Origin of the sequence: Curtobacterium sp. VKM Ac-2884 (assembly GCF_015350945.1) — a bacterium.
Lineage (GTDB): Bacteria > Actinomycetota > Actinomycetes > Actinomycetales > Microbacteriaceae > Curtobacterium.
In genome coordinates this window covers 90,150-104,852 of sequence record NZ_JADKSA010000002.1, presented here as the reverse complement: position 1 = coordinate 104,852, position 14,703 = coordinate 90,150, and the positions used below count along the sequence as shown (strand labels likewise).

Genomic DNA, 14,703 nt, shown 5'->3' with positions numbered 1-14,703 from the left:
GGGGCGAGCGCGTCGCGACGGCGGCTCGGCAGCGTGGGCTCGACCCGCGGGTCGTCCCCCTCATCACGACCGAGCCGCCGCTCGACGGCGGCCCGCTCGACCGTGCCGTCGCCCGCTTGGCTGCCCACCCGGCCGCTCCCCACCCGGCCGCTCCCCACCCCGAGGTTCCGAGATCTCGGCATCCGGAGGCGGTCCACCGGGGCACTTCGGAACCTCGAGAGCTCGCGGACGGCGAGTCTTCGCACCTGGACGGCGGCCCGGTGCTCGTGAACGGCGACCGATCCCGCGGAGCCGGGTACGCGTGGGTGGTGGTGACCAGTGCGACGGCCGTGACGGTGCTCGCAGAACGTGTGGCGGGCCTCCCGTCCGGTGTGCGTGTGGCGGTGGTCGGTGAGCCGACCGCCCGTGCCGCGCGTGCTGCGGGCTGGGTCGTCGACCTCGTGCCGGAGCAGGCATCGGCCGCTGCCCTCGTCGACGCGCTGCCGGACACCGACGGCACCGTGCTCTTCCCGCGCTCCGAGATCGCCGCGCCGACCCTCGTCGACGGGCTGCGGGCCCGCGGCATCGACGTGGACGACGTGGTCGCGTACCGTACCGTGGGGACCGGCGACGAGCCGATCACCCTCGACGCGGCGCCCGACGCGGTGCTCGTGACGAGCGGCAGCGTCGCCCGCGAGATCGCCCGCCGGATGACCCCGCTCGACCCCCGCACCCTCGTGGCCTGCATCGGCCCCGGAACCGCCGCCGACGCGCGCGCGGCCGGACTGCCGGTCCACGTCGTCGGACCCACCCGGTCCGCAGAAGCCCTGCTCGACGCCGTCGTCGAGGCCCTGAACCCCACCGCCCCCGAACAGGAAGGCCACCCGTGACCGGCCGTTTCCCCCAGGTCCGCCCCCGTCGACTCCGCGCCACCCCCGCGATGCGACGGCTCGTCGCCGAGACCCGGCTGCACCCAGCCGAGCTCGTGCTGCCGATGTTCATCCGCGAGGGCGCCACCGACGCCGTCGACATCTCGAGCATGCCGGGCGTGCAGCAGCACTCGCTCGACTCGTTCCGTCGCGCACTCGTCAAGGCGGCCGGCCAGGGCATCGGCGGCGTGAACCTGTTCGGCGTGCCCACCACGAAGGACGCGACCGGATCCGGGGCGACCGACCCCGACGGGATCCTCAACGTGGCCATCCGCGTGGCGAAGGAAGAGGTCGGCGACGACCTGGTCGTGCAGTCCGACCTGTGCCTCGACGAGTTCACCGACCACGGTCACTGCGGAGTCCTGGCGGCGGACGGCTCGGTCGACAACGACGCGACCCTGCTGCGGTACCGCGACATGGCGGTCGCGCAGGCAGAAGCCGGCGCCGAACTGGTGTGCCTGAGCGGCATGATGGACGGCCAGATCGCCGCCGCGCGTGACGCGCTCGACGTCGCCGGCCACACCGGCACCGCGCTGCTGGCCTACGCGGCCAAGTACGCCTCCGCCTTCTACGGCCCCTTCCGCGAGGCCGTTTCGTCGTCGCTCGTCGGCGACCGGCGGACGTACCAGATCGACGCCGCCAACGGTCGACAGGGGCTGCGCGAGGTCGCGCTCGACGTCGACGAGGGTGCCGACGTCGTGATGGTGAAGCCCGCGATGAGCTACCTCGACGTGCTCGCCGAGACCGCTGCGACGTCGCCCGTGCCGGTCTGGGCCTACCAGATCTCCGGCGAGTACGCGATGATCACGGCAGCCGCGCAGAACGGGTGGATCGACCGCGACGCCGCCGCGATGGAGTCGCTCATCGGCATCAAGCGTGCCGGCGCCGACGCGATCCTGACCTACTTCGCCGTCGACATCGCACGGAAGCTCAACCAGGAGGCCGGTCTCCGCACCTCCGGCACCACCGCCGCAGTCGCCGGCATCGCCTCGACCGGGAAGGCCCCCGAATGACCACGAACGACCAGCTGTTCGGCCGCGCCAAGAACGCGATCCCCGGCGGCGTGAACTCGCCCGTCCGTGCCTACGGATCGGTGGGCGGCACCCCGCGCTTCCTGGTGTCGGCGAAGGGCGCGTACGTCACCGACGCCGAGGGACGCGAGTACGTCGACCTCGTGGCGTCGTGGGGTCCCGCGATCCTCGGACACGCGCACCCCGGCACCGTCGAGGCCGTGCAGCAGGCCGCCGCGCGCGGACTGTCCTTCGGTGCCTCGACCCCGGGCGAGACCGAGCTCGCCGAGCTCGTGAAGCAGCGGGTGTCGGTGGACGGTGACGGCCCCATCGAGAAGCTCCGCATGGTGTCGACGGGCACCGAGGCCACGATGACGGCGATCCGGTTGGCCCGCGGATACACCGGCCGCGACCTGCTCGTGAAGTTCGCCGGGCACTACCACGGGCACTCCGACTCCCTGCTCGCCGAGGCCGGATCGGGTGTCGCCACCCTGGCCCTGCCGGGCAGCGCGGGCATCACCGAGGAGACCGCGGCGCAGACCCTGGTGCTGCCGTACAACGACCTCGATGCCGTCCGCCGCGCGTTCGACGAGCACTCCGAGCGCATCGCCGGCGTCATCGTCGAGGCCGCCGCGGCGAACATGGGCGTGCTCGCTCCCGAGCGCGGGTTCAACCGTGCGCTCGCGCAGATCGTGCAGGCGCACGGGGCGCTGCTCATCGTCGACGAGGTCCTGACCGGGTTCCGCGTCGGGTCGGCCGGCTGGTGGGGCCTCGAGGCGTCGAAGGTCGTCCCCGACGGCGCCGGGTGGAAGCCCGACCTGATCACGTTCGGCAAGGTCATCGGTGGCGGCATGCCCCTCGCCGCGCTCGGCGGCCGACGCGAGGTCATGGACTTCCTCGCCCCGCTCGGCCCCGTGTACCAAGCGGGCACCCTGTCCGGCAACCCGCTCGCGGTCGCCGCCGGCATCGCCACGCTCCGGGCCGCGACGCCGTCGGTGTACGAGTCGCTGAACCGCACGGCCTCGGTCATCTCCGCGGCAACGTCGGACGCACTGTCGGCCGAGGGCGTCGCCCACACCGTGCAGCGCGCCGGCAACCTGTTCTCGTTCGCCTTCACGGACACCGCACCGCGGAACTACGACGACGTGCGGGCACAGGACGTCTTCCGGTACGCGCCGTTCTTCCACGCGATGCTCGACGCCGGGGTGACCCTGCCGCCGAGCGTGTTCGAGGCCTGGTTCGTCACGGCCGCCCACGACGAGCGAGCCGTCGGGCGGATCCTCGACGCGCTGCCCGCAGCAGCGAAGGCAGCGGCCGCCGCGACGGCGTAGGCAGTGGCAGCCGCGGCGGCGTCGGGGTCGGTGCTCCGTGCTGGAGCCTCGGCTGGTTGACTGGCCACATGCAACTCGCCGAGGCACTCATCGAGCGCGCCGACCTGCAGAAGCGCATCGAGCAACTGCGCGGCCGTATCGCCGCGAACGCCCGCTACCAAGAGGGCGAGGAGCCCGACGAGGACGCCCGCGAGCTCCTCGCCGAGGCCGAGCGGTCGATCGACGCGCTCGAGGTCTTGCTGGCCCGCATCAACGCGACGAACGCCAGCACCACCGTGGCGTCCGGGCAGACCGTCACCGCACTGCTCGCCCGACGCGATGCCCTGCGGCTGCGGCACGCGCTCGTCACCGGAGCGGCGGACGCCACGGCCGGCACGAACGGCGGCTACCGCCAGCTCCGCAGCGAACTCCGCACGTTCGCCGCGCTGCCGACCGCCGAACTCCGCTCGCGGGCCGACGCCCTGGCGAAGGAGATCCGCGAACTCGACGCCGTCGTCCAGCGCACCAACTGGGAGGTCACCCTGGTCGACTGAACAGCGGGCGGTGCGTCGGTAGACGGACCGGGGCGGGTACGGACCCGACGACCGGCGGGCAACCCGGTCCCTGTCGGCGCAGTGGGCAGCGCCATGGCGAGAGCCGTGCACATCGCAGCCCAGCACGTCGCACCAGGTACGGTGCACACCGCACCACGCACAACCGCGTACCGACCGGACCGACGAGGGCGGGACAGGGGACAGCACCGCCCCACCCTCGACGGGTCAGGAGCAGTCGGCCTTGGTGAAGGTCGTGTCGAGCGTCTTCGAGGTGCCGTCGAACGCGTAGGTGTACCGCATGTCGACGCCCTCGTCGAGCAGGTCCTTCGTGTCGCTGTTCGAGCAGAGCGTCGGGCCGACCGCATCGCGGACGGCGCTCTCGGTGATCGAGGCGGGGTCGACGCTGGACGACACCGTGTAGTCGTAGTGGATCGCGTTGCCCTCGGCCTCGACGCCCGTCCACGACGTCACCGAGTCGACCTGCTTCGGCAGGTCGCTCTGCTCGCGGATCTGCACGACGGCCTTCGAGACCTTCTCCTCCGTCGAGTCGCTGAACGCGGCGGTGAGCGCCTGGCGGACCAGGAACGCGACGACCACGGCGACGACGACGCCGAGCAGCGAGATCAGGACGCGCTTGCCACGGGACTGCTTGGGCGGCGGGGCGTACGGGGCCCCGGCGGGAGCGGGCTGCGCGTACGGCTGCTGGCCGGGCTGCTGCTGCGCCCAGGGCTGCTGGCCGGGCTGCTGCGGGCCGGCGTTCGGCTGCGGCTCGGACCCCGGGTAGGGCGGCGGTGTGGTCGTCATGGTGTTCCCCCTTGTTGCAGTGCGCGGCCTGACACCGTCGTCCGGCGTCGGGTCCCTCCCCGACACGGGCCGCAGACACCTGAGGGACCATTCAAGCACGGGCGGTACGGCCGCAACACGGCTGTCCGTCCCCTGCGCCGGCTCCGCGCCGTCTCAGGCGGAACGGCGTGCTGCCCAGCGCCCCTCGGAGCGCAGGATCGCGAGCGGGAAGTCGAACGCGTGCGACACCGCCGACGACGTGATGACCTCGTCCGCGGTGCCCTGTGCCACCACGGCACCGTCTCGGAGCAGCATCGCGTGCGAGGTCGACACCGGCAGGTCCTCGAGGTGGTGCGTGACCATGACGCTGCCGAGCTCGGGGTGTCGGTGCCGCAGGGCGTCGACCGTCTCGAGCAGGTGCTCGCGCGCGGCGACGTCGAGCCCGGTCGCCGGTTCGTCGAGCAGCAGCAACTGCGGCTCGGACATCAGCGCCCGTGCGATGAGGGTCCGTCCGCGTTCGCCCTGGGACAGCACGGGCCAGCGTGCGTCACGTCGTGCGGCGAGCCCGACGTCGGCGATGTGCTGCTCGGCCCGTGCGACCTGGTCGGCCGTGGGCTCCCACCGCATCATGAGGTCGGTGGTGCCGGTCAGACCGGTCAGCACCGTCTCGAGCACGGTGAGCGGGGAGAGCATCCGGTGCCGCGGGTCGACGTGGCCGATGTGCTCACGGAGTTCGCGGACGTCGACGCGACCCAGCCGTCGGCCGAGCACCTCGACCGTGCCGACCGTGGGATGGCCCGTCGCGCCGAGGACCGCGAGCAGCGTCGACTTGCCGGCGCCGTTCGGTCCGAGGAGCGCCCAGTGCTCGCCGCGGCGGACGGTCAGGTCGACGTCGTGCAGCAGGTCGCGGCCGGAGCGCGTCACACGGACGCCCTCGGCACGGAGCAGAACGCCTTCGGTGCGGAGCAGGACGCCGTCGGCGCGGAACTGGGCGCCCGCGGCGCGGAACTGGTCGGTGTCGGTCACGACTCCATCGTGGCCGACGTCAGCGCCGTTCGGTGCTGTCCGCCAGCGCGCCGCCCTCGGCGACGAACGCGCGGGCCTGCACGGTGTGCTCTTCGACGGTGCTGCTGAGCGAACGGATCACCGCGGCCGCCGCCTCGCCGTCGCGCTTCGAGATCGCCGCACGGAGCGGGTCGACGAAGTGCTTGACGTCCCAGAACATGCCGCTCTGGTGCGTCAGGGCGAGGAAGTTCGCACGGGGCAGCAACGAAGTCGACAGCTGCACCAACAGGTCGTTGTCGGCAGCCCCGATCAGCTGGGTGACGACCGCACCGATCTGGATCGAGACGTCGCCACCGCGTTCGTTCTCAGCTGCGGTGCGCAGCGCCTCGAGGGAGTCGACGAGCTGTGCCGCGCCGGCGTCGTCGAGCTTCGGGACGGCCCACCTGGCGGCGAGCTCGGTGACCCCGGCGAGCACCTGGACGGTGTCGTCGAACTGCTTGGCGGTGGGCGACGCGACCCGGGTGTACCGGTTCGCCTCCATCTCGACCAAGCCGTAGTCGACGAGCTTGGCGATCGCCTCACGGATGGGCGTGCGACTGACCCCGAGCCACTGGACCAACTCGTCGTCGTTGAGCCGTTCGCCGGCCTGCAGCGTGCCGTCCTGGATCGCGGCCAACATCTTCTCGAGGACCACGTCGCGGAGCAGCTTGCGCGGCGAGTTCTCGACGGTCGACTTGGGTACCGGCATGACGGACTCCTCGTGTCACGGACGTTTGGTATCCAAACCCTAACGTGTCAATATGCAATCGTTTGCGGAATAACAGCATCCCAGAACATCAGCCGCGCACGTCGACCACGGTGCGTCCGTGCACCCGACCGGCGACCACCTCGGCGCCGACCTCGATCGCCTGCTCGGGGGTCACGGTCCGGGTGACATCCGCCAGCAGCGCCGGGTCGAGGTCGGTCGCCAACCGCTCCCACGCCCGGTGCCGGAGCTCGGACGGGGCGTCCACCGAGTTGATGCCGAGCAGCGACACCGCACGCAGGATGAACGGCAGCACCGTCGTGGGCAGCGCGGAGTCCTGCGCGAGCCCGCACGCCGTGACGGCTCCGCCCCACCGGGTGCCGGCCAGCACGTTCGCCAGGGTGGCCCCGCCGACGCTGTCCACGGCGCCGGCCCACGCGGCACGCTGCATCGGCTTGCCGGGCTCGGACAGGGCACCCCGGTCCACGACCTCGGTCGCGCCGAGGCGCCGGAGCGAGGCCTCGTTGGTGCTCCGTCCGGTCGACGCGGTCACCTCGTACCCGCGCGCGGCGAGCAGGGCGATCGCCACCGTCCCCACCCCGCCGGACGCACCGGTCACGAGCACCGGCCCGGCACCGGGCTCGACGAACCGTTCGAGCGCGAGCACGCTGAGCATCGCCGTGAACCCCGCCGTGCCGATCGCCGCCGCGAACGAGTCCTCGATCGCCTCGGGCAGGACCACGAGGGAACCGGACGGCACCACGGCGTGCTGCGCCCAGCCCCCGTGCCGGGTCTCGCCGAGCCCGGCACCGTTCAGCACGATGCGGTCGCCGATCGACACGTCGTGCACCCCCGGTCCGAGCGCCGACACGGTGCCGACGACGTCGATGCCGGGCACGAGCGGGTTGACCCGCGCGACGCCGGGGTTCCGGGCGAGGGCGAGGCCGTCCTTGTAGTTGACGCTCGAGTACGTGACGTCGACGAGGGCTTCGCCCTCGGTCGGATCGGGCAGGTCGACGTCGGCGACGGTGGGCGGGGCTGAACTGGACACGACTACGGCGCGGGTCATGCGCCGGACGCTACCCCGGGCCTCCCGGCTGTGCCTGCCACGATGCCTGACCGAACCGGGCGTACCGGGTCGAAAGAAACGACCAGGTACGCCCGAAACGGCCAGGTACGCCCTCGGCCAGCGCCCCGGCCAGCGCCCCGGCCAGCGCCCCGACGAGCGCTCACCCGAACATGATGGCGGCTTCGTCGAACCGCGCCTGCGGCACGGTCTTCAGCTCGCCGAGTGCCTCGTCGAACGAGACGTGCACGATGTCGGTGCCCTTCAGGGCGACCATCCGGCCCCACCGTTCCTCGACCACCGAGTCGATGGCCGCCAGGCCGAGCCGCGTCGACAGCACCCGGTCGTACGCGGTCGGCGTGCCACCGCGCTGGATGTGTCCGAGGGTCGTGGCGCGCGTCTCGATGCCCGTCATCTCCTCGATGAGGGGCGCGAGCCGCTCGCCGATGCCACCGAGCCGCGGACGCCCGAAGGCGTCGAGCCCGCGCTCGGTGTGCGCGTTGTCCTCGTGGTCGGGGACGAAGCCCTCGGCCACCACGACGAGCGGTGCACGACCTCGGTCGTAGGCGGCACGCACCCACTTCGCGATCTGCTCCATGCTCGTCTTCTGCTCCGGGATCAGGATCGCGTGCGCACCAGCGGCCATGCCGGAGTGCAGGGCGATCCAGCCCACGTGCCGGCCCATGACCTCGGCGACCATGCAGCGGGAGTGCGACTCACCCGTGGTGCGGAGGCGGTCCATCGCCTCGGTCGCGATCGCGACGGCGGTGTCGAAACCGAACGTGTAGTCGGTGGCGCCCAGGTCGTTGTCGACCGTCTTCGGGACGCCGACGATCTTCAGCCCGGCGTCGGTCAGGCGCTTCGCCGCGGCGAGCGTGCCTTCGCCACCGATCGCGACGATGGCGTCGATGCCGTGGCGGTCCAGGGTCTTCGAGATGTTCTCGACGCCGCCGTTCGGGCCCTCGAAGGGGTTCGTGCGGCTGGTGCCGAGGATCGTGCCGCCCTGCTTGGCGATGCCCTGGATGTCCTTGCGGCCGAGCGGGACGATGTCGCCGTCGACGACGCCGCGCCAGCCGTCCCGGAACCCGACGAACTCGTGGCCGTGGATGGCGATGCCCTTGAGGACGATCGCGCGGATGACCGCGTTCAGACCGGGGCAGTCGCCTCCGGAGGTGAGGATGCCGATGCGCATGGGAACTCCGTCGTCGGGTGGTGCGGGTGGGGATCGTGGGGGACTGCGACCATCATGACTGACGGTGGTTGCGCATTACCATCCCGGTGTGACCCTGCTCGACTCCGCCTCGTCGTCCGGCGACGCGTCCGGCGATGCGTCCACCGGTGCGTCCGGCGACGCGTCTGGTGCTCCTGGTGCGTCCGTCGATGCGTCTCGCGTCGACACCGTGTACCGACCGGGAGGCCCGGTGAACGTCGCGTCGACCCTGCGGCCCCTGCAGCGCGGCTCCGGCGACCCCGCCTACAAGGTGGTCGGGTCGGTCGTGTGGCTCGCCCTGCGGACGCCCACCGGCCCCGCTGCCGTGGCGATCCGGCCGGCTGGCGACACCATCGCGGTCTCGGCCTGGGGTGACGGTGCTTCGTGGGCGGTCGAGCACGCTCCGGAGCTGCTCGGTCGCGGCGACGACTGGGACGGGTTCGACGTCTCCGGGCACGCGTTCCTCGCTGCCGCCCGACACCGGCAGCCCGGACTCCGGCTGCTCCGGACGAACACCGTCGTCGCGATGCTCGTGCCGGCGATCATGGAGCAGAAGGTGACCTCGCGCCAGGCATGGGGTGCGTGGCGGTACCTGCTCCGGCGGTACGGCACGCCCGCGCCGGGTCCCGCGCCGGACGGTCTCATCGTGCCGCCGACGGCCGACGAGTGGGCGCGGATCCCGAGCTGGGAGTGGCACAGGGCCGGCATCGCGCCCGGACGGTCGGCGACGGTGATGCGCGCGGTGCGTGTGGCTCCGGCGCTCGAACGGACGCTGACGCTCGGTCGCGGCGGTTCGGTCGTGTCGGCGCGGCTCCAGTCGATCCCCGGCATCGGGAAGTGGACGGCTGCCGAGACCGCGCAGCGCTCCCACGGCGACCCCGATTCGCCGAGCGTCGGGGACTTCCACGTCCCCGCGCTGGTCGGGTGGGCGCTGACCGGGGGGCCGGTCGACGACGACGGGATGCTCGAGCTGCTCGAGCCGTGGCGGGGGCACCGGGAGCGGGTCGTGCGGCTGATCGGCGGCTCGGGGTTCCGGAAGCCGTCGTTCGGGCCGCGGCTCACGATCCAGGACCACCGCGGGCACTGAGGGGTCGCGCCCGCGGCTCGCTTTCGTCCGCACCCTCTTCGCGACACGACACCAGGTGATCACGTGGTGTCATGTCGCAGAACCGGTGTCGCGCCGGGTCAGGGGTGGCGGACGCCCTCGCCGGCCAACACGGCGCGGTAGCCCTCGCGGAACGTCGGGTACTGCGGCGCCCAGCCGGTCGACCGGAGCAGCGCGTTCGACAAGCGCTTGTCACCACCGGACTGCCGGGCACCGCCGTCACCGGTGACGGGCTCGGGAACGCCGAGCTCGTCGGCCAGGAACCGGAGCACGTCATCGAGCCGGCTCGGTTCGTCGTCGGTGCCGAGGTACGTCGGCGCCGGGTCCTCCACGGTCGCCAGGTGCACGAGCGCCGCGGCGGCGTCGTCGCGGTGGATCCGGTTCGTGTGCGGCGAGGCACCCGGAGCCAACCGGGCCGAACCGGAGCGGACCTGGTCGATCAGGCGCTCGCGGCCCGGACCGTAGACACCGGACAGCCGCACGAGCACGGCGTCGGGAGCACGGACGCGCAGCAGCGCCTCGGCCTCGACCAGGACCTCGGCGGTCGGGGTCGCACCGTGCACCGGGGTGTCCTCGGTGACCTCGCTGCCGTCGTCGACGTCGTACACCGCGGTGGACGACACCACGAGCAGGCGTGGATCGGCGTCCGAGGCGTCGATGCCGTCGAGCACGTTCCGCAGGCCGTCGACGTAGGTGGCGCGGTACTCGTCGACGTCACGGCTGCCCGCGGCGAAGGCCACGACGACGACAGAGGTGTCGGCGGGGATCTCGGGGACCTCGTGCCGCAGGTCGGCGCTGCGGCCGGTGATCGGGGCCGGGACCAGTTCGGCGCGGCGTCGGAGGCCGATCACGTGGTGTCCCCGGCGCGCGAAGCGGAGACCGGCCTCGGTCCCGAGGTCGCCGCAGCCGGCGATCACGACGGTGTCGTTGTTGTGCACCCGTCGACCTTGGCACGGACACCTGGTGGACGCTCCCGCACCCGGCCTGCTGCCGCTCAGAGCACCTTCCGCAGCAGCACGGAGTCGCCGTGCTCCCGGTCGCGCTCACGCTGCCCGGTGTCGACGAAGCCCAGCTTGCCGAGCACCCGGAGCGACGCGGTGTTCCAGTCGCGGACCGTGGACGCCAGGTGGCGGTACCCGTGCTCCCGTGCCGCATCGATGACCGCGCCGGATGCTTCCGTGGCGTACCCGTGGTTCCACGACGCCTGCAGGAACTCGTACGCCAGCTCGGGTTCGTCGGGCGCACCGACGCCGTTCGCGACGAGGCCGCAGTAGCCGATGGCGGCACCGGTGTCCCGGCGCTCGACGACGAGCAGACCGGGCGCCGGCGTCTGGTCGTACCCGCGCGCCCACTCCTCGAGGTCGGACACGGTTGGGTGCCCGTCGGCCGAGAGTCGTCGATGAAGTGGCACGCGTGGATCCCGTTCGGCCCAGAGCCGACGGTGGAACGCGGCGTCGGTGCTCCGCCACGGCCGCAGGCGCAACCGTTCCGTCTCGAGTGCCGACATCTGATCGCCGCCGTCAGTCCGAGGTGCGAGCGGGTTCTTCGTCCTTCGCCTCGACGCCGTCGTGGCGCATCCGCACGACGCTGGCCAGGGTCGACAGCGCCATCGCGGCGATGATCACGATCAAGGAGACCCACGTGTTGATCTCCGGCGCCCACTCGATGTGCTCGCCACCGTTCAGGAACGGCAGTTCGTTGTCGTGCAGTGCGTGCAGGACGAGCTTCACACCGATGAACGCGAGGATCACCGCGATCCCGTACTTCAGGTAGACGAGCCGCTCGAGCAGTCCACCGAGCAGGAAGTACAGCTGCCGCAGACCCATCAGGGCGAAGACGTTCGCGGTGAACACGATGAACGGGCTCTCGGTGATGCCGAAGATCGCGGGGATCGAGTCCAGTGCGAACAGCAGGTCGGTGGTGCCGATGGCGATCAGCACGATGAGCAACGGGGTGAAGTGCCGCACGCCGTCGTGGGTGGTCCGGAACTTCATGCCGTCGAACGTGTCGGTGAGGCGCACCCGACGGCGGAGCAGCCGGACGATGAAGCTGTCCTTCTGGTCGTCGGCATCGTCCTCGCCGCGGAGCTGCTGGATCGCCGTCCAGATCAGCCAGGCGCCGAAGATGTAGAAGATCCACGAGAAGTTCTCGATGAGCTGGGCACCGACGAGGATGAAGATGCCGCGCAGCACGAGCGCGATGATGATGCCGAGCATCAGCACCTCTTGCTGGATCTTCTTCGGCACCGAGAACCGCGCCATGATGATGACGAAGACGAACAGGTTGTCGATGCTCAGGCTGTACTCGGTGAGCCAACCGGCCAGGAACTCGCCCGCCGAGTCGCCGCCCGCGAACACGAGCATCAGGACCGCGAAGACCAGCGCGAGCCCCACGTAGACGCCCACCCACGTCGCCGACTCGCGCAGCGTCGGCACGTGCGGCCGGCGCGCGACGATGAGCAGGTCGGCGAGCAGGATCGCGACGATCGCGATCAGCGAGCCGACTTCGAACACGACGGGGAGTTCGGGCATCTGGTGCGTTCCTTGCTGGTGGTGGGCGGGCCGTCGAGCACGGCCGGGCTCGGTTGCTGTCCCCTCTAGTGTCGGGGACGTTCGCGCGCCGAGCGACCGCGTCCCGCGTTCAGCGACCGGGGCCGTCGACCGGTGGGTCCGGTGGGAACGGCCGTCGTGCGACCCAGGTCTGTACTCCGACGAGCACACCGAGCATCCCGCCGAAGCACAGGAACACCCATCCGGCCGCCGGGTGGCCGCCGGCGATGAAGACCGAACCGATGACGAACCCCGTTGCGGCTCCGAGCCCGTGGAACACCAGCGAGACCACCGTCCAGCCTGGACTCGCGTTCATCGTCAGCTGTGCGTCCCGGACCCATCCGGCATCCCTGGTACGTCGGAGCACGACGACGATCGTGCCGATCGAGACGCCGACGGCCGCCAGCAGCATGACCAGTTCCACGTGCATCGACCTCCTTCGGCATCGTCGTCCCGTCGACGGTGAACGATCCAGACTGCCACCTCGTTGACCGGGTATGGGACTCCGCACACGCACCAAGGTCATCATCGGCATCTCCACCGGCGTCGTGGTCATCGCGGCCGCCGCCGTCATCGCCGGTCCGTCCATCTACGCGAACACCGTCAACGGACAGGCCGCCGCCGCACCCTCGCTGCAGGCGACGTCGTCCGCCAGCCTCGACGCGGCGGACGCCGACGGCACCTGGACCAGCACGAAGACCTCGTACGCCGGCTACCGGGTGCACGAGGTGCTGCAGGGGAATGATGTGAACGTGGTCGGACGCACGAAGGACGTCGAGGGCACCGCCGAGGTCGACGGCGGCTCCCTCGCGAAGGCGACGGTCACGGTCCAGGTCGCGAAGATCACCACCCCCGAGTCCGCACGCGACGCATACTTCCGGGACACCGCGCTGGAGACGGACGAGTTCCCGACGGCGACGTTCACGCTGACGAAGCCCGTCGACGTCTCGACGGCGCTCGACGGCAGCACGCAGGACGTCACCCTGACCGGCACGATGGACCTGCACGGCGTCACGAAGGCCGTCACCGCCGATGCGCAGGTGGCGGTCGGCACGGGTGGCACCGTCCAGGTCGCCGGCTCGGTGCCGATCACGTTCGCCGACTACGGCGTGCAGGCCCCCTCGCTCGGCTTCGTCACCGTGGACGGGAAGGGCTCCGTCGAGTTCTCCCTCGACCTGCAGAAGTGACCGTGTCGAGTCGTTCCGCCGACGAGCTGCTCGCGACGCTGTACCGCGAGCACGGTGACGCGCTCACCCGGTACGTCCGGCACCTGACGCGGGACGGCTCGGCGGTCGAGGACGTCGTGCAGGAGACCATGGTCCGCGCCTGGCAGCGCCCGGCGGTGCTGGAACGCGCGCCGGACAGCGCCCGCGCCTGGCTGTTCACGGTCGCGCGGAACCTGGTCGTCGACGACGCCCGGTCCGCCCGGAACCGCCGGGAGTTCGGCACCGAACACCCCGTGGACCGCGCCGAGTCGGACCGCACCGACGCCGTGCTCGACCGCATCGTCGTGGCCGACGCGCTCGCCTCGCTCTCCCCGGACCACCGCCGCGTGGTCGTGGACGCCTACTGGCTCGGCCACACGGTGCCGGAGATCGCACGACGACACGACATCCCCGAGGGCACCGCGAAGTCGCGGCTGCACTACGGGCTGCGAGCCCTGCGGCTCGCACTGCAGGAACGAGGAGTGACCCGATGAGCGACGACCGGTACGCAGAGTGGGACGCGGCGTACGTGCTCGGGTCCCTGAGCCCGGACGAACGGCTCGAGTACGAGCAGCACCTGGAGACCTGCGACCGTTGCACGGCCGCCGTCGCCGAGCTGGTCGGCCTGCCCGGTCTGCTCGCCAAGCTGCCGGCCGACCAGGCGATCGAGATCGCCGAACCGGACGGGAGGCCCGACACCGGTTCCGAGAGCACCCTCGCCTCCGTCGCGCACCGCGTTCGACACCGTCGCCGCCGTCGCCGGGTCTGGGTCGCCGCCACCGCGGGCCTCGCGGTGGTCGCTGCCGTCCTGGGCGGCCTCGCCGTCGGCACGGCGGGGGACCGTGGCTCGGTGCAGGCCGGACGTGACGTCTCGGCATCGGCGACCGCGGACCGCTACGACATGACCGGCGCCCAGGGACTCGACGTGGACCTGGCCGTCAGCGGTGAACAGTGGGGCACCCGCTTCGACTGGGGCTGCTCGTACGGCGGCAAGGAGTGGGCAGCGGACGGCTCGGTCATGTACGACCTCGTCGTGGTGCGGTCCGACGGCTCCGCGCAGATCGTCGGCTCGTGGACGGCCGCGGGCGAGGACGCGGAGGGACTGTCGGCGTCGACGGACATCCCGCGCGACGACATCGCGAGCGTGCAGGTGCGGCTCCGCGGCGAACAGGGAGCCCTCGCCGTCGTCGACCTCTAGCCGGCCGCCCGCCCCCGCGCCCCGCGCCCCGCCCGACCCCGCCCCCGTCCCGAAG

Annotated in this window: 17 protein-coding genes; 8 read left to right on the top strand and 9 right to left on the bottom strand. The window is 71.8% G+C overall.

The window, feature by feature from the left end; translation table 11 throughout:
• Nucleotides 1–260: 260 nt before the first annotated feature.
• From ITJ60_RS04865 to ITJ60_RS04850, 4 genes are all read left to right on the top strand, one after another.
• Nucleotides 261–869, top strand: a complete 609-nt coding sequence (locus tag ITJ60_RS04865) for a uroporphyrinogen-III synthase (RefSeq protein WP_323749105.1) — start codon at nt 261–263, stop codon at nt 867–869.
• Nucleotides 866–1,921, top strand: a complete 1,056-nt coding sequence (gene hemB, locus ITJ60_RS04860) for a porphobilinogen synthase (RefSeq protein WP_323749104.1) — start codon at nt 866–868, stop codon at nt 1,919–1,921. Before ITJ60_RS04865 ends, hemB begins: the two co-directional genes overlap by 4 nt.
• Nucleotides 1,918–3,249 carry a glutamate-1-semialdehyde 2,1-aminomutase gene (gene hemL, locus ITJ60_RS04855; protein WP_123294513.1) on the top strand — a complete coding sequence of 444 codons (1,332 nt, stop codon included), beginning with the start codon at nt 1,918–1,920 and terminating at the stop codon, nt 3,247–3,249. The genes hemB and hemL overlap by 4 nt, the downstream gene beginning before the upstream one ends.
• Nucleotides 3,250–3,317: 68 nt before the next feature.
• Nucleotides 3,318–3,782, top strand: a complete 465-nt coding sequence (locus ITJ60_RS04850) for a DIP1984 family protein (RefSeq protein ID WP_123339224.1) — start codon at nt 3,318–3,320, stop codon at nt 3,780–3,782.
• Nucleotides 3,783–4,007: 225 nt separating this feature from the next.
• Here ITJ60_RS04850 and ITJ60_RS04845 read toward each other — a convergent pair whose 3' ends face one another.
• The 5 genes from ITJ60_RS04845 to ITJ60_RS04825 form a co-directional block, all read right to left on the bottom strand.
• Nucleotides 4,008–4,586, bottom strand: coding sequence for a hypothetical protein (locus ITJ60_RS04845; protein WP_194647157.1), 579 nt, complete (start codon nt 4,584–4,586; stop codon nt 4,008–4,010).
• Nucleotides 4,587–4,739: 153 nt separating this feature from the next.
• Nucleotides 4,740–5,591, bottom strand: a complete 852-nt coding sequence (locus ITJ60_RS04840) for an ABC transporter ATP-binding protein (RefSeq protein ID WP_416371902.1) — start codon at nt 5,589–5,591, stop codon at nt 4,740–4,742.
• 19 nt (nt 5,592–5,610) lie between these two features.
• Complete coding sequence (locus tag ITJ60_RS04835; protein WP_194647156.1) at nt 5,611–6,318, bottom strand: GntR family transcriptional regulator; 708 nt, start codon at nt 6,316–6,318, stop codon at nt 5,611–5,613.
• An 88-nt stretch (nt 6,319–6,406) separates the two neighbouring features.
• The gene (locus ITJ60_RS04830) at nt 6,407–7,384 is read right to left on the bottom strand and encodes an MDR family oxidoreductase (protein ID WP_194647155.1); all 978 of its coding nucleotides are present in this window, start codon (nt 7,382–7,384) and stop codon (nt 6,407–6,409) included.
• Nucleotides 7,385–7,544: 160 nt separating this feature from the next.
• Complete coding sequence (locus ITJ60_RS04825) at nt 7,545–8,573, bottom strand: 6-phosphofructokinase (RefSeq protein WP_111083779.1); 1,029 nt, start codon at nt 8,571–8,573, stop codon at nt 7,545–7,547.
• Between the two features lie 208 nt (nt 8,574–8,781).
• Between ITJ60_RS04825 and ITJ60_RS04820 the strand changes: the two genes are divergently transcribed.
• Nucleotides 8,782–9,678 (top strand): DNA-3-methyladenine glycosylase 2 family protein, encoded by an 897-nt coding sequence (locus tag ITJ60_RS04820; RefSeq protein WP_194647586.1) that lies wholly within the window; start codon nt 8,782–8,784, stop codon nt 9,676–9,678.
• 98 nt (nt 9,679–9,776) lie between these two features.
• Here the strand turns inward: ITJ60_RS04820 and ITJ60_RS04815 are convergent, their stop codons facing one another.
• From ITJ60_RS04815 to ITJ60_RS04800, 4 genes are all read right to left on the bottom strand, one after another.
• Entirely contained in the window at nt 9,777–10,634 is an 858-nt protein-coding gene (locus ITJ60_RS04815) for an NAD-dependent epimerase/dehydratase family protein (protein WP_194647154.1), read from the bottom strand.
• A 56-nt stretch (nt 10,635–10,690) separates the two neighbouring features.
• The gene (locus ITJ60_RS04810; RefSeq protein WP_194647153.1) at nt 10,691–11,203 is read right to left on the bottom strand and encodes a GNAT family N-acetyltransferase; all 513 of its coding nucleotides are present in this window, start codon (nt 11,201–11,203) and stop codon (nt 10,691–10,693) included.
• 13 nt (nt 11,204–11,216) lie between these two features.
• Nucleotides 11,217–12,227 (bottom strand): TerC family protein, encoded by a 1,011-nt coding sequence (locus tag ITJ60_RS04805; protein WP_123294520.1) that lies wholly within the window; start codon nt 12,225–12,227, stop codon nt 11,217–11,219.
• Between the two features lie 109 nt (nt 12,228–12,336).
• Nucleotides 12,337–12,675, bottom strand: coding sequence for a hypothetical protein (locus tag ITJ60_RS04800; RefSeq protein WP_194647152.1), 339 nt, complete (start codon nt 12,673–12,675; stop codon nt 12,337–12,339).
• Nucleotides 12,676–12,742: 67 nt separating this feature from the next.
• On the opposite strand from ITJ60_RS04800, the gene ITJ60_RS04795 reads away from it, so the two are divergent.
• The 3 genes from ITJ60_RS04795 to ITJ60_RS04785 are packed head-to-tail and all read left to right on the top strand — an operon-like array spanning nt 12,743 to nt 14,648.
• Nucleotides 12,743–13,432, top strand: a complete 690-nt coding sequence (locus ITJ60_RS04795) for a YceI family protein (protein ID WP_194647151.1) — start codon at nt 12,743–12,745, stop codon at nt 13,430–13,432.
• Nucleotides 13,429–13,944: a sigma-70 family RNA polymerase sigma factor gene (locus ITJ60_RS04790; RefSeq protein WP_123294523.1), complete on the top strand. Its 516-nt coding sequence runs from the start codon at nt 13,429–13,431 to the stop codon at nt 13,942–13,944. Before ITJ60_RS04795 ends, ITJ60_RS04790 begins: the two co-directional genes overlap by 4 nt.
• Nucleotides 13,941–14,648 carry a zf-HC2 domain-containing protein gene (locus ITJ60_RS04785; protein WP_194647150.1) on the top strand — a complete coding sequence of 236 codons (708 nt, stop codon included), beginning with the start codon at nt 13,941–13,943 and terminating at the stop codon, nt 14,646–14,648. The genes ITJ60_RS04790 and ITJ60_RS04785 overlap by 4 nt, the downstream gene beginning before the upstream one ends.
• Nucleotides 14,649–14,703: the final 55 nt, after the last annotated feature.